This is a genomic window from Sphingomonas sp. GW821-FHT10C01, assembly GCF_059415525.1.
In genome coordinates this window covers 1,798,259-1,812,206 of record NZ_JBWKNK010000001.1, presented here as the reverse complement: position 1 = coordinate 1,812,206, position 13,948 = coordinate 1,798,259, and the positions used below count along the sequence as shown (strand labels likewise).

14 protein-coding genes are annotated in these 13,948 nt (G+C 67.6%); 7 read left to right on the top strand and 7 right to left on the bottom strand.

Annotated features, from left to right (window positions below; genetic code table 11):
* Positions 1–4: 4 nt before the first annotated feature.
* Together hutC and AC07M1_RS08745 are read right to left on the bottom strand one after the other, a co-directional pair.
* Positions 5–697 (bottom strand): histidine utilization transcriptional repressor HutC, encoded by a 693-nt coding sequence (gene hutC / locus AC07M1_RS08750; protein ID WP_075152350.1) that lies wholly within the window; start codon positions 695–697, stop codon positions 5–7.
* Positions 694–2,037 carry a formimidoylglutamate deiminase gene (locus AC07M1_RS08745; RefSeq protein ID WP_495162159.1) on the bottom strand — a complete coding sequence of 448 codons (1,344 nt, stop codon included), beginning with the start codon at positions 2,035–2,037 and terminating at the stop codon, positions 694–696. Before AC07M1_RS08745 ends, hutC begins: the two co-directional genes overlap by 4 nt.
* Before the next feature lie 54 nt (positions 2,038–2,091).
* On the opposite strand from AC07M1_RS08745, the gene hutI reads away from it, so the two are divergent.
* Genes hutI through hutU form a run of 4 tightly spaced genes read left to right on the top strand, consistent with a single transcriptional unit; the run spans position 2,092 to position 7,209 of the window.
* The gene (gene hutI, locus AC07M1_RS08740; RefSeq protein ID WP_495162836.1) at positions 2,092–3,273 is read left to right on the top strand and encodes an imidazolonepropionase; all 1,182 of its coding nucleotides are present in this window, start codon (positions 2,092–2,094) and stop codon (positions 3,271–3,273) included.
* Complete coding sequence (hutH, locus tag AC07M1_RS08735) at positions 3,270–4,763, top strand: histidine ammonia-lyase (RefSeq protein ID WP_495162158.1); 1,494 nt, start codon at positions 3,270–3,272, stop codon at positions 4,761–4,763. Before hutI ends, hutH begins: the two co-directional genes overlap by 4 nt.
* The gene (hutG, locus tag AC07M1_RS08730) at positions 4,760–5,554 is read left to right on the top strand and encodes an N-formylglutamate deformylase (RefSeq protein WP_495162157.1); all 795 of its coding nucleotides are present in this window, start codon (positions 4,760–4,762) and stop codon (positions 5,552–5,554) included. Before hutH ends, hutG begins: the two co-directional genes overlap by 4 nt.
* Positions 5,551–7,209, top strand: coding sequence for a urocanate hydratase (gene hutU / locus AC07M1_RS08725; RefSeq protein ID WP_495162156.1), 1,659 nt, complete (start codon positions 5,551–5,553; stop codon positions 7,207–7,209). Before hutG ends, hutU begins: the two co-directional genes overlap by 4 nt.
* 15 nt (positions 7,210–7,224) lie before the next feature.
* Here the strand turns inward: hutU and AC07M1_RS08720 are convergent, their stop codons facing one another.
* Together AC07M1_RS08720 and AC07M1_RS08715 are read right to left on the bottom strand one after the other, a co-directional pair.
* Complete coding sequence (locus AC07M1_RS08720; RefSeq protein WP_495162155.1) at positions 7,225–8,181, bottom strand: bifunctional helix-turn-helix transcriptional regulator/GNAT family N-acetyltransferase; 957 nt, start codon at positions 8,179–8,181, stop codon at positions 7,225–7,227.
* 79 nt (positions 8,182–8,260) lie between these two features.
* The gene (locus tag AC07M1_RS08715; protein WP_495162154.1) at positions 8,261–8,650 is read right to left on the bottom strand and encodes a MerC domain-containing protein; all 390 of its coding nucleotides are present in this window, start codon (positions 8,648–8,650) and stop codon (positions 8,261–8,263) included.
* A gap of 184 nt (positions 8,651–8,834) precedes the next feature.
* Between AC07M1_RS08715 and AC07M1_RS08710 the strand changes: the two genes are divergently transcribed.
* Together AC07M1_RS08710 and AC07M1_RS08705 are read left to right on the top strand one after the other, a co-directional pair.
* Positions 8,835–10,163 carry a S41 family peptidase gene (locus AC07M1_RS08710; protein ID WP_495162153.1) on the top strand — a complete coding sequence of 443 codons (1,329 nt, stop codon included), beginning with the start codon at positions 8,835–8,837 and terminating at the stop codon, positions 10,161–10,163.
* Positions 10,147–10,614 (top strand): MarR family winged helix-turn-helix transcriptional regulator, encoded by a 468-nt coding sequence (locus tag AC07M1_RS08705; protein ID WP_495162152.1) that lies wholly within the window; start codon positions 10,147–10,149, stop codon positions 10,612–10,614. The genes AC07M1_RS08710 and AC07M1_RS08705 overlap by 17 nt, the downstream gene beginning before the upstream one ends.
* A 164-nt stretch (positions 10,615–10,778) precedes the next feature.
* On the opposite strand, the gene AC07M1_RS08700 is transcribed toward AC07M1_RS08705, so the two are convergent.
* Genes AC07M1_RS08700 through AC07M1_RS08690 form a run of 3 tightly spaced genes read right to left on the bottom strand, consistent with a single transcriptional unit; the run spans position 10,779 to position 13,149 of the window.
* Entirely contained in the window at positions 10,779–11,651 is an 873-nt protein-coding gene (locus tag AC07M1_RS08700) for a type II secretion system minor pseudopilin (RefSeq protein WP_495162151.1), read from the bottom strand.
* Entirely contained in the window at positions 11,651–12,184 is a 534-nt protein-coding gene (locus AC07M1_RS08695; RefSeq protein ID WP_495162150.1) for a type II secretion system protein GspJ, read from the bottom strand. The genes AC07M1_RS08700 and AC07M1_RS08695 overlap by 1 nt, the downstream gene beginning before the upstream one ends.
* Complete coding sequence (locus AC07M1_RS08690; RefSeq protein ID WP_495162149.1) at positions 12,184–13,149, bottom strand: penicillin-binding protein activator; 966 nt, start codon at positions 13,147–13,149, stop codon at positions 12,184–12,186. Before AC07M1_RS08690 ends, AC07M1_RS08695 begins: the two co-directional genes overlap by 1 nt.
* 86 nt (positions 13,150–13,235) lie before the next feature.
* Here AC07M1_RS08690 and AC07M1_RS08685 point away from each other — a divergent pair, with 86 nt between their 5' ends.
* Complete coding sequence (locus tag AC07M1_RS08685) at positions 13,236–13,946, top strand: hypothetical protein (protein ID WP_495162148.1); 711 nt, start codon at positions 13,236–13,238, stop codon at positions 13,944–13,946.
* The last annotated feature ends 2 nt before the right edge of the window (positions 13,947–13,948 follow it).

Genomic DNA, 13,948 nt, shown 5'->3' with positions numbered 1-13,948 from the left:
TCCTTCAGCCTCTGGGGGTGAAATCTTCGACCAGTTGATAATGATCCGCCGGAAACACCTGCCGCGCCGATGTGACCGGTTCCTTGCCGCGCCACGTCCAGCGCTCGATCTGCAGGCACGGCGCGCCCGCGGCGATCCCCAGCTCCTTCGCCGCGACCGGCTCCGCGCCCACCGCGCCGATCCGGTGCCGCGCCTCGGTCCAGGGCACATTGGCGAGCAACCACGCGCCTGGCGCGTTGGCGGCGAAATCCGCATCCTCGGCACCCGGCGCCACCGCCAGATCGAGCCAACGCTCCTCCCAGCCGAACGGAGTCTTGCCCGCATGATGCACGCCGCTCAGCGCTAGCCAGCACCCACCGGCACGCGCGGGAAACCCCTCGGGGGCGCGGCGCTGCAGCTCGACCGACAGCAATTCCCAGCGATAGGGCTCGCCCCGCGCCTCGATCAGCGCGCCGATATCGGGCACGCCGACCACCGCGGTGCGGATCTGCGGCCGCGCGACGAAGCTCCCCGCGCGCCGCCTGCGCTCGATCAAGCCTTCGCGCGCCAACCGGCTCAGTGCCTTGTTCGCGGTCGCGCGCGCGCAACGATAGGTCGAGACCAGCTCATGCTCGGTCGGCACCCGCATCCCCGGCGCCCATTCGCCCGAGCGGATGCGCGTCTCGATGTCGTTGCGGATGCGCGCTTCGATGCTCACGCCATCAGCCTGTTCAGCGCGACGCGATAGCGCGCCTCGATCGCATCGCGATCCCGGTGGCGCCCGCCCTCGACCTGCTTCACCCCACCGCGCCACACGCAATCCACGCCCGCGTGGCTCGCGAACACCCAGCTGTCGATCAGCGCATCGCCATTGCGGTCGGCAAAGACCATATCGTCGCGATTGAGCGACACGATGTCGGCGGGCCGTCCCACCGCGAGTCCCGTCTCGACGCCGAGCGACCGTCCGCCGCCGCGAACCGACGCCGCGAACATCCGCGCGCCCGTGGCCGGACGGTCCTCGCCCGCCAGCACGTTGCGCGCGCGCCGGGTCAGCCGCTGGCCATATTCCAGCAGCCTCAACTCTTCCGCCGCGTCGATCCGCACGTTCGAATCGCTTCCGATTCCGATCATGCCGCCCAATGCCATGAACTCGGCTGCGGGAAACAGCCCATCGCCCAGATTCGCCTCGGTAATCGGGCACAGCCCCGCCACCGCGCCACTGGTGGCGATACCAGCGACCTCGTCCGGCTCGACATGCGTGGCGTGCACCAACGTCCAGCGCGCATCGACCGGCAGATTGTCGAGCAGCCAGCGTACCGGCCGCTTCCCGCTCCACGCCACGCAATCCGCCACTTCCTTCACCTGTTCGGCGATATGGATGTGCACCGGCCCGCGATCCGCCACTGCCAACAGGGCGCGCAGTTCCTCCGGCGTCGCCGCGCGCAGGCTGTGCGGCGCGATCCCGATCACACCGTCCGGCGCCAGCTTCGCCCCGGCGCGCTCGACCAGTGCGGCAAAACCATCGACATCGTTAAGGAACCGCGCCTGCGCCGTCCCCGCCGGCTGTCCGCCGAATCCGCCATGCGCGTAGAAGACCGGCAGCAAGGTCAAGCCGATCCCGGTTGCCTGCGCCGCCACCGCGATCCGGCCCGACATCTCGGCGATATCGTCGTAGCGCGCGCCACCGGGCGCATGGTGCAGATAGTGGAACTCACCGACTCGCGTGAACCCGCCCTCGAGCATCTCGGCATAGGCGAGCGCCGCGATCGCCTCGCACTCTTCTGGCCCGATCCGCCCGACGAAGCGGTACATCAGCTCACGCCACGACCAGAAATCGTCGTCCGCGCGCCCACGCGCCTCGGCCAGCCCCGCCATCGCGCGCTGAAAGGCATGGCTGTGGACATTGGGAATGCCGGGAAGCGCCACGAAGTGCCGCTCGTCTTCGGGAGCCGGATCGACCCCGGCCTCGACCGCCTCGACCCTTCCGTTCGCCAGCGTCAGCCGCACACGATCGGACCAGCCATTTTCGAGCAGCGCGGATTCAAACCACAGTTTCATGCCGATTATGTCTAGACATATTCACGCGCTTGTCCAACCATAAGGCGCATGACGATTCCCGCTGACACACTCTGGCGTAACGCCCGTCTGGCGACGATGACGGGCGACGGGCTGGGCATTGTCGAGCATGGCGCGATCGCCGCGACGGGCGGCATGATCAGCTATGTCGGCTCCGACTCGGACGCGCCCGACGCCGCCGAGATCGTCGATTGCGAAGGTCGCTGGATCACCCCCGGGCTGGTCGACTGCCACACCCATCTCGTCCATGCCGGCAATCGCGCCAGGGAGTTCGAGGCGCGCCTCGAAGGCGCGACCTATGAGGAGATCGCCCGCGCCGGCGGCGGCATCCTCTCCACCGTCACCGCGACTCGCGCCGCGAGCGAGGACGATCTGATCGCCAGCGCCCTGCCCCGCCTCGACCAGCTGATCGCGGAGGGCGTCACCACGGTCGAGATCAAGTCGGGCTACGGCCTCACCCTCGACGACGAGCTCAAGATGCTCCGCGCCGCCCGCCGCCTTGGCGAAGCGCGCGACGTTCGCGTCCGGACAACGCTGCTCGCGGCACACGCCGTACCGCCCGAGTATAAGGGCGACTCCGACGGCTATGTCGATCTCGTCTGCGAGCGCGTAATCCCCGCGGCTGTCGGCCATGCCGATGCCGTGGATGCGTTTTGCGAGGGCATCGGCTTCTCGCCCGAGCAGACCGACCGCGTCCTCGCCGCCGCCGTCGCCCACGGCCTGCCGGTCAAGCTCCACGCCGAGCAACTCTCGAACCTCCACGGCGCCGCGCTCGCCGCACGCCATGGTGCCCTCTCGGCCGATCATCTCGAGTATCTCGACGAGGCCGGCATCGCGGCGATGGCCGCCAGTGGCATGGTCGCCACGCTTCTGCCCGGCGCCTTCTACTTCACGCGGGAGGAACGCCGCCCGCCCATCGCGGCCCTGCGCGCGGCGGGCGTTCCGATCGCGCTGGCCACCGACTGCAACCCCGGCACCTCGCCGATGGCATCGATCCTGCTCGCGGCGAACATGGGCGCGACCTTCTTTCGCCTGACCGTCACCGAATGCCTGCGCGGCATCACCGTCAACGGCGCGCATGCGCTCGGTCTCCAGGCCGGCACGCTCGAACCCGGCGGGCCCGCGGATCTCGCCATCTGGAACATCACCGACCTTGCCGAGCTGGTTTACCGCATCGGCGCCAACCCCCTTCATATCCGGATTTACGCAGGCAAATGATCACTCCCGGCAACACCCCGCTTTCGACCTGGAACGCCATCTATCGCGGCGGACCCGCCCAGCTCGATCCGTCCTGCGCGGCCAAGATCCAGGCCAGCGCCGACGCCGTTCAGGCGATCCTGGCCCGACACGAGCCGGTCTACGGCATCAACACCGGCTTCGGGAAACTCGCCTCGGTCCGGATCGGCGACGAAGACCTCGAGACGCTCCAGCGCAACATCGTGCTGAGCCACGCCGCCGGCGTCGGTGCTCCAATGCCCGCTCCGGTCGTCCGGCTGATGATCGCGTTGAAGCTCGCCAGCCTCGCACAAGGGCATAGCGGCGTCCGCCCCGCGACGATCGCGATGCTGCAGGACATGCTCGATCGCGGCATCACCCCGATCATCCCGTCGCAGGGATCGGTCGGCGCCAGCGGCGACCTTGCTCCGCTCGCCCACCTCGCCGCCGCGATGATCGGCACCGGCGATGTGCTGATCGACGGCGTCGTCCGTCCCGCGCGCGACGTGCTCGCCCCGCTCACCCTCGGCCCCAAGGAAGGCCTGGCGCTTCTCAACGGCACCCAGTTCAGCACCGCTTATGCGCTGGCCGCCCTGTTCGAAGCCGACCGGCTGTTCCGCGCCGCGCTCGTCACCGGCGCGCTCTCGACCGAGGCGGCGAAGGGCTCCGACACCCCGTTCGATCCGCGCATCCATCAGGTCCGCGGTCATCGCGGCCAGATCGAGGTCGCCGACGCCCTTGCCGGTCTGATGTCCAGTTCCGCGATCCGCGCCTCGCACCGCGAGGGCGATGAGCGCGTGCAGGACCCCTATTGCCTGCGCTGCCAGCCCCAGGTGATGGGCGCCTGCCTCGACCTGATCCGTCAGGCAGCCGCGACGCTCGCGATCGAGGCGAACGGCGTCACCGACAATCCACTGATCTTCCCGGATACCGGCGAGGCCCTGTCCGGCGGCAATTTCCACGCCGAGCCGGTCGCCTTCGCCGCCGACATGCTCGCCATGGCGCTGTGCGAAATCGGCAGCCTGTCCGAACGCCGCATCGCGATGCTGGTCGATCCCGCGCTGTCGGGTCTCCCCGCCTTCCTCACCCCGCGTCCCGGCCTCAATTCGGGCTTCATGATCCCGCAGGTCACCGCCGCGGCGCTGGTGAGCGAGAACAAGCAGCGCGCCTACCCGGCCAGCGTCGATTCGATCCCGACCAGCGCCAATCAGGAAGATCATGTCTCGATGGCCGGCCATGGCGCCCGCCGCCTGATGGACATGGCCGCGAACCTCGCCAACGTCCTCGGCATCGAATATTTGGCGGCGGCGCAGGGCTGCGACTTCCACGCCCCGCTCACCTCCAGCGAGCCGCTCGAAGCCGCGCGCGCGCTGCTGCGCGACCAGGTCCCCCAGCTTGAGGACGACCGCCACTTCGCCCCCGACATGGCCGCCGCGACCGCGTTGGTCACCAGCGGAATGCTCGGTCTCTACCTGCCGGGGGTCGAGCGATGATCCATGTCGAACAGGGCACGGCCCCGCTGATCGTCAGTATCCCCCATGCCGGCACCGAGATTCCCGAGGGCATCCACGGTCTCGTCTCGCCCGAGCTCGCCCGCCACGACGCCGACCTCTATGTCGATCATCTCTACGCCTTCGCGCGCGATCTCGACGCCACGATCGTCCGCACCAATATCTCGCGCACGGTGATCGACGTGAACCGCGATCCGTCAGGCCACACCCTCTATCCCGGCCAGTTCACCACCGGTCTCTGCCCGATCCAGACGTTCGACGGCACGCCGCTCTACGAACCCGGCACCCTGCCCGACGCGCATGAGATCGAGCGCCGCCGCGCCGAGTGGTTCGATCCCTATCACACCGCGCTCGCCATCCAGGTCGAGCGCCTCCGCGCGCTCCATCCCGCGATCGTCGTCTATGACGCGCACTCGATCCGCAGCGTCGTGCCCAAGCTGTTCGACGGCGAACTGCCCAATTTCAGCATCGGCACCAATGACGGCGCCTCGTGCGCCCCGGCGCTTCAGCAAGCCGTCGAGGCCATCTGCGACGCCAGCCCGTACCGCCATGTCACCAATGGCCGCTTCAAGGGCGGCTGGATCACCCGCCACTACGCCCGGCCGGACGAGGGCGTGCACACCATCCAGATGGAATTGGCGATGCGCACCTACCTTGTCGAAACGCCCGACCACTGGCCCCCGCCCTGGCATGAGGAAACGGCGCAAGCCTGCCGGCAAGTCCTCCGCCCGATCCTCTCCGCAGCCATCGATTTCGCGAAAGCTCAAGCATGACCAACCGCATCGACAATAGCCGTCACATCAAGGCCCCCACCGGAACCGATCTCAGCGCCAAGAGCTGGCTCACCGAAGCCCCGCTGCGCATGCTGATGAACAATCTCGACGCCGAGGTTGCCGAGGCGCCGGAATCGCTCGTCGTCTATGGCGGCATCGGCCGCGCCGCGCGCGACTGGCAGAGCTATGACCGTATCGTCGACGCGCTGCGCAAGCTCGACGCCGACCAGACCCTGCTCGTCCAGTCGGGCAAGCCGGTCGGCGTGTTCCGCACGCATGCCGATGCCCCGCGCGTGCTGATCGCCAACTCCAACCTCGTCCCCCATTGGGCGACCTGGGAGCATTTCAACGAGCTCGATCGCAAGGGGCTGGCGATGTACGGCCAGATGACCGCCGGCTCGTGGATCTATATCGGCACCCAGGGCATCGTGCAGGGCACCTACGAGACCTTCGTCGAGGCGGGTCGTCAGCATTATGGCGGCGATCTCTCGGGCAAATGGGTCCTCACCGCCGGTCTCGGCGGCATGGGCGGCGCCCAGCCGCTCGCCGCGACGATGGCGGGCGCGTCGTGCCTCGCGGTCGAGTGCCAGCCAAGCCGGATCGAGATGCGCGTCAAGACACGCTACCTCGATCGTGCCGCGAACAGCATCGACGAAGCACTTGAAATCATTCGCACATCGGACAAGCCAGTGTCGGTCGGCCTGCTCGGCAACGCCGCCGAAGTGCTGCCCGAACTGGTCCGCCGCGGCATCCGCCCCGATATCGTCACCGACCAGACCAGCGCGCACGATCCCATCAACGGCTACCTCCCCGCCGGCTGGTCGCTCGACGAATGGTTCAGCAAGCGCGAGAGCGCCCCGCACGAGGTCGAGAAGGCCGCCCGCGCCTCGATGGCCACCCATGTCCGCGCGATGCTCGACTTCCACGACATGGGCATCCCCACGCTCGATTACGGCAACAACATCCGCCAGGTCGCCAAGGACGAGGGCGTCGAGAACGCCTTCGCCTTCCCCGGTTTCGTCCCCGCCTATATCCGCCCGCTATTCTGTCGCGGCATCGGCCCGTTCCGCTGGGCCGCGCTGTCGGGCAATCCGGAGGACATCTACAAGACCGACCAGAAGGTGAAGGAACTGCTCCCGGGCAACTACCACCTCCATAACTGGCTCGACATGGCGAAGGAGCGGATCGCGTTCCAGGGCCTGCCCGCGCGCATCTGCTGGGTCGGCCTCGGCGACCGCCACCGGCTCGCGCTGGCGTTCAACGAGATGGTCGCCAACGGCGAACTCGAAGCTCCGATCGTCATCGGCCGCGATCACCTCGACAGCGGCTCGGTCGCCAGCCCGAACCGTGAGACCGAGGCGATGATGGACGGCTCCGACGCCGTGTCCGACTGGCCCCTGCTCAACGCCCTGCTCAACACCGCGAGCGGCGCAACCTGGGTCTCGCTCCATCACGGCGGCGGCGTCGGCATGGGCTATTCGCAGCATTCGGGCATGGTCATCGTCGCCGACGGCACGCCCGAAGCCGCCAAGCGCCTCGAGCGCGTCCTGTGGAACGATCCCGCCACCGGCGTGATGCGCCACGCCGATGCGGGCTACGAAATCGCCCGCAACTGCGCGACCGAGATGGGCCTGGACCTGCCGGGGATTCTCTAACCTGTCGGGCGGCGGTCAGCCGCCGCCCGCGACATGGCGCATGGCGACATCGCATCGAGTATAGAGCGCGCCGTACGTCGCCATGATCTCCGCATCATGGCGAAAGCCCAACTTCTCGTACAAATGGATCGCCGCCGCGCATTTAGCATTGGTGAGCAGGTAGAGCGGGTCGGCCCCCAGGGACGCCGCCCGCTTGATCGTCGCAGCCAGTAGGAACTCGCCCGCCTTCAACCCGCGCGCCGACTCGCGCACGCCCATCTTGGTCAGTTCGTAGCTGCTCGGCCCGGTCTTCAGCAGCGCGCAGGTGCCGACGATGCCCAGTCCCTTCGCCTCGACGAACAGAATGATCCCGCCGGGATCGACGATCTTGGCGCGGGGGTTCTCCAGCACCTCACGGTCGATCGGTTCCAGACGGAACATCGCGTTGATCCACTCGGCGTTGATGTCGTGGAAATGCCCGGCAAGATCATCGCTATACTCGCGGATCGTCAGGGCTTCGGGAGCGGCCCGGCCGGCCAGGACATCGATCGGCGTTGCCTCAAGCGCGGCTTCCAGCGCGGTGATCTGGGCAAGAAACGCATCCGCCCGGTTGCCGAACAACGCATGCACCGCCTCCCCCACCTGCGGCCAGACGTGCAGCTTGGCCCGCTTCAACACGCTCACCCCTGCGGGCGTGAGCGAAATCGTCCGCTGCCGTTGATCCTCGCCCGGCTCGGACTGGACCATGCCCAGATCCACCAGCTGACCGATCGATCGCGTCACCCCCGGCTGACTGATCCCGACAGTCCGTACCAGCTGCCCGATCGTCAGCACCTGCCCGTCGAGCGCGGCAAGAAATTGCATATGGGAGGGCTGCACGGGCAGACCGGCATCCGCCGTGATCCGCGCTGCGCCCGCCTGCATCCGCTCGCCCAGTCGCTTGAGACGGCTGCCAAGGAACGCCGCACCCATCTGCTCGATCAGGTCCGTCACCCTACACCTCCGAAAACACGTTATATAACGCGATATATAACTACATGTAACGAAGTCAACGGACGCGAATGCTATCCTGCTAGGCTTGGCAGGCCGGCTTCGCCGCCCGCCGCCGCCAGTTCACGATATGCGCACCCGCGAGCAACAGACTGCCCGCCACGGTCACCCCCGTCTCGATCGCCACCATATTCTCGAACGCCAGCCCCGCCGCGAGCAGCACCAACCCCGCCAGACCAACGAAGAGCGGCGCCAGCCCGCGATGCCGCCGCCAGCCCTCGATCAGCGCAAATCCGCTCGTCGGGATCGCGAACAGCAGCACGCCAAGGTGGAAGCCCTCACCCAGATCGACCCGGCTGGCGATGGCGGGCAGCGCGGCGATCAGCAGCGGCAGGGCCAGGCAATGGATCAGGCACAGCGCCGACGCGCCCACCGCAAATCCATCAAACCATTTGCCGATCATCACCCGCATCACGCCGCTCCAAATTGCTCGCGGCTCACATGATACCTTGTATCATTGATTTCAACCCTGTGCTGAGCAAGATTTCCAACAGCCTGTCGCAATTGCGGCTGCGCCTTGGCCAGCGGCTTGCACCGGACAGTTATGCAATATATTGCACAATATATTGCATAACTGTCCGATGGTGGGAAAGATCATGCGTACCAGAGTGATGCGAACCGCCCTGCTGGCGGCAACCGCGTGGATCCTAAGCGTCGCCGCCGCGGACGAAGCGCCGCTGACCGCGGCCGACAAGCGCAAGGTCGTCGAACAGCTCAGCGCAACACTCGAATCGAACTATGTGTTCGCCGACAAGGCAAAGACGATCGCCGCGGCACTTCGCACGAAACTCGATGCGGGTCGTTATGACCGGGCATCCGACAAACGGGCCCTGGCAAGCGCACTCAGCGAGGATCTGGTTGCGGCGAGCGGCGATCTGCATTTCTTCGTCGGGGTGGACCCGGCCTTCGTCGCCGACTTCGCCGCGCGGAAAGATCCCGTTCGCGCGGCCGCCCTTCGCGAACAGGACCGCCGCGAGCAGGCGCGTGACAATTTCGGATTCTCGGATCTGCGCCGCCTCGATGGGAACATCGCCTATGTCAGCCTCTCGAATTTCGCCGATCCGGAGCTCGGCTACGATGCGGCGGCGGCGGCCATGCGCTTCATCGAGAATAGCGACGCGGTCATCTATGACCTGCGCTACAATAATGGCGGGCACCTCGAGATGGCGCAGTTGCTCGCGAGCCAGCTCTTCCGGGGCGACAAGGATCAGGAGCTGTTCGATTATTACTACATCGAGGACGGCCGCCGCGTCACACGCGGCCAATGGGTGTTACCCGCGCTCCCCGCGCGTCGGCTGACGGGCAAGCCAGTCTATGTCCTCACGGGATCGACTTCCTTTTCCGCCGCCGAATGGTTCGCCTACACCCTCAAGAAGCTCGGACGGGCGACGCTGGTCGGTGAGCGCACGGCGGGTGGGGCACATCCCGTCGATCGCAAGCCGGTCGGCACCGACTTCTTCGTGCAGGTTCCCATCGGACAGATTCACGATCCGGTCGATCGCGGCGATTTCGAGGGCAAGGGCGTGATCCCCGATCACGCCACACCATCGATCGACGCGCTGGCAACCGCGCATCGCCTTGCGCTTGCCGATCTCGCGCGCGCCGATCCGGCACGACAGGCCGATGCCGACTGGTTCTTGCCCCAGATCGCCGCGCAGGCACGACCGGTGTCCCTCACCCTTGCCGAACTGCGCGCGATCGCGGGTCGGTACGAAGGGCGACGGATCGAACTGATCGACGGAAAGCCCTTTTACATCTGGCGCGACCGTTTTCGGCTTGCGCTTGAGCCGCTCGGCACCGACTTGTTTGGGATTGAGGGCGTTCGCGATTTCCGCATGCGTGTCGTGCGCAAGGGGACCCGGATCGCGGCGCTCGAACGCGTCAACCGTGACGGAACCACGCAACGCTATGTCCGAACCGACTGATCTGAACGACATCTCGTTCCTAGGCCGGCTCAGCGAGATGCTGAGCATGCGGATCGAGGAGCAGACGCGTGAGCTGTTCGACGCCTCGGGCATCGTCATCCCGGTGCGCTCCTGCTCGTTCCTCACCGCGCTCGGCCAGGCGGGTGAGGCTTCGGCGGCGCAGATCGCGCGCGCGCTCGGCCACTCGCATCAACTCGTCATGCAAAAGGTCCCTGCCCTGCTGCGACTTGACCTGATCGTGGCGCGCGCCGACCCGGCCGACGCGCGCCGCAAGCTGTTTCGCCTGACGGATCGCGGCCGGGAACAGCTTGTCGCCCTCGATGCGTACAGTGCTCGCATTTCCGTGATCTACCGGCAGCTGTTCGATGAGGTGGGTGACGTCCACCGGGTCATCCTCGACACGCTCAAGGCACTGGAGGCGCGGCCGCTATCCCAGCGCACAGACAACTGAAACCGCTGAGAAGGCGGCGCCTTCCCGTTGCAATGTTGGATTTCGCATGCTCGACTTCCGGCACGGCGGCCATGGCCGCCCGCTCTTTGAAACGGTCGATACCCATGCCGCTCCAATCGACTCGCGCGCGCGTAGGAGTGTGACTTTCGGGACTTTCGGCGCCGTCAGCCGCCCACCACCGGCGCCTCGGGCGGCACCGCGGCGTTGCGCCAGCGCGCGACGGGCAGCACCTCGACCGTCCCGTCGTCCTCGCGCTTGCGCTGAATCAGCGTGGCGCCGTCCTGCGCCGTCCCGCCGATCGTCGCGCGTACCCGCACCCAGAAGGTGTCGGAGCGGAACGCGGTCCCCGGCGGCTGGCTCACTTTCTGGTCGGACAGGTCGCGCAGCGTGATCTGGCCGTTGCGCTTGCGGATCGCGACCAGCCGTTCCGCGACCACCGGATCGTCGAACAGGATCGCCAGCAGTTCCTGGTCCGCGGCGTTGAGGTTGATCTGCGTATTGCCTGGCAGCGCCGTCACCATCCGCTCCAGCCGCGCAATGGCGGCCTGATCCGCCCCCGGCAGCAACCGGATCGGTCGTACGTCGGTGACGGGCCCTTGCGAACGGACATAGGCGACGGCCTGCGTCATCTGCTCCTCGTCCAGCCCCGCGATGGTCGCCAGCTTCTGGAAGATCAGCACCGGCGCCACCTCGCCGCTGCGTAGCGCGTTGACGTTGAACCGCCCTTCGGCGTCGCTCACCGCCAGGTCGAAACTGCCGCCGTCGATCGCCACGCCCGCCGCCCCGATCGACGCCCAGCGCTCGCCTTCATGATCGACCTCCGGCGCCTCCCGCGCGTCTTTCCGCAGCGCACTGATCGCCGACAACTCGCCGCCCCGAACGATAGCCGCCGCGCGCGCCGCCTCGCGGCCCCGCAGCGACCGGTCGAGTGCCAGTTCCTCGCGGCTGATCATCAGCAGCACCAACCCGCTCGCGATCGCGACGAACATCAGCACGTTGATCAGGATCATGCCCTGTTCGTCCTGGCGCGGACGCATCATTTGTCCCTCGGCTGGGCTGGCAGCACCACCACACGGCGCAACGTCCCCTGCGGCCCCGGCACCCCGCCTACCTGCATCTCCACCGACACCGCGCGCGGCCATTCCTCCTTGCGCTCCTCGTTCACCGGCCAGCGGTCGATCCAGCGGTCACCGTCGCGAAAGCGCCAGGTTGCTTGCGTCACCCCCTGCAACAGCATCTGCGGCTGCGGTGCCGAACGGACCAGCACTCCATCCGCCGCACCATAGTTCACCGGCACTGGCGGCCCGCCCATGCCTCCGGCGATCCGGGTAAAGGCGATCCCGCTCCCCCCGCCGGAAACCGCGCCGCGGGTAATCTGGTCCAGGTCGCTCTGCACCACGAACATCGCCCGCTGTAGGTCGGCCAACCGGGAGAGCCGCGTCTCGGTCCGTCCCTGAACGTTGAGCACGCTGTCGAGCAGCCCCAGTCCCGCCACCGCGATCAGCGCGAACAGGCCGAGCGAGATGATCAGTTCAAGGAGCGTGAATCCGCCCTCCTCGGGGCGCGGCATCATGCCCCCAGGCTCACCGCGACCGGCTCATAGCCCTGCGGCCCGGCGAGCAGGATCGCCAGTTCGCGCGCCACGCTGCCATCGCTGCGGAAACGGGCATTGCCGGTGACACAGGGATAGCTGACCTCGCCGAGCAGTGCCTTCTCGCTGATCTCGCCCTTGCCCCGCAGCACCTTGACGATTCCGCCCGCGTCATAGGCCAGCGCCGCCAGCGCCCCCGGATCGCCGCCATGCCGCGCGCGATACTCTCCCGCGAATCGGCCGAACGCCGCCGGATCGGGACTTGCGAGCCAGGCGCCATCAAGCACTTCCAGCGCCGCCGGCCGGTGATCCAGTGCCTGCACCGTGCCCAGCAGCTGGATGCCCGTCGCCTTCAGGTTGCGCGCCGCCGCCAGCACCGCCTCGCCGCTGCCGGGCAACAGCACCGCGTCGGGCGCGTCGCCCGCCACTGGCAAGGGCTGCCCCTCGGTCACGGTCAGCACGCGAACATCGATGCCGATCTCGCCCTGTACCTTGCCCGCCGCCAGCGCCGCCGCCGCGCTCCACGGCGAAGCATCGTCGATCACCACGACACTCTTGATGCCGCGCGACCGGGCATAGCGCAGGATCGCGCTGGTCACCTGGCTCGGGGTGATGCCGAACACCCAGCTTCCTGGGCCGCGCGCCACCGCATTGTTGCTGAACGCCACGACCGGAATGATTCCCGCGACCTCGCGGGCCACCGCGGTCATCTCCTCGGCGGTCACCGGCCCCAGGATCATCGCCGACTTGGCCTTCAGCGCATTGCGTGCCGCCAGCGCCGCGCCCGCCGAGGTTCCGCCGGTGTCGTAGGCGGTGATTTCCGGCCCAGAATCCGCAAGCAACACCGCCTGCCGCATGCTAAGGCCCAGCGCGGCACGCGGCCCGGACAGCGGCAGCAGCATCGCCACCTGCCGCTTGTCGCGCTTGGGCTTCTTGTCCTGCACGGAAGCGGCGAGAACAGAGGGACTCGCAAGCAATGCCGGCGGCAGCAACAGGCCTGATTTCAACACATCGCGGCGGTGAAACGCCGGTGTCCGGATTGGCGTCTTGGTCGGCACGGCGGCGTCTTACCGTCTTCGTCGTGCTGGGCATAGCCGCTTATGCGCTGGCGATGTTCGCGACGATGCCCGCCAGCGTGTTTCTCAAGAACCGCCCGTGGCGCACCGGCGTCGCCGGTACGGTCTGGAACGGCGAGGTCGGCATCGCCGGCGGCAGCAAGTTCGAATGGAACTGGGCGCCGCTCCGCTCGCTCACTTCATTCGCCTTCGCCGCGGACTGGAAGGCGACCGGCCCCGATACCGATATGGGCGGTCGTGGGCTGATGCGGTTCGGCCGCACCGTGCTCGACGATGTCAGCGGCAGCGCGCACAGCTCGGTACTTCAGGCGCTCCAGCCCAATCTCCCGTTCACCTGCAATCTGGTGATGCAGCTTCAATTCACCCGGATCGCGATCGGCGGCGGCGATCAGTCGATCGACGGCAAGCTCACCACCACCCCCGGCACCTGCACCGCGAAGAATGGCGGCACCGCGACCCCGGTCCCGGCACTGCTGCTCACCGCCGAGAAGATCGGCACCTCGACCCGCATTCGCGTCGTTCCCGCCACCCAGCGCCGCCAACTCCTGATGGACGCGACGCTCGCCGAGGACGGTCAGCTCAGCGTCCGCATGACTCCTGACGGCGCGCGCATCCTCCCCTTCACCGGCATGCCCGCCGGCGCGACGATTGAAGGGGCGATGTAACG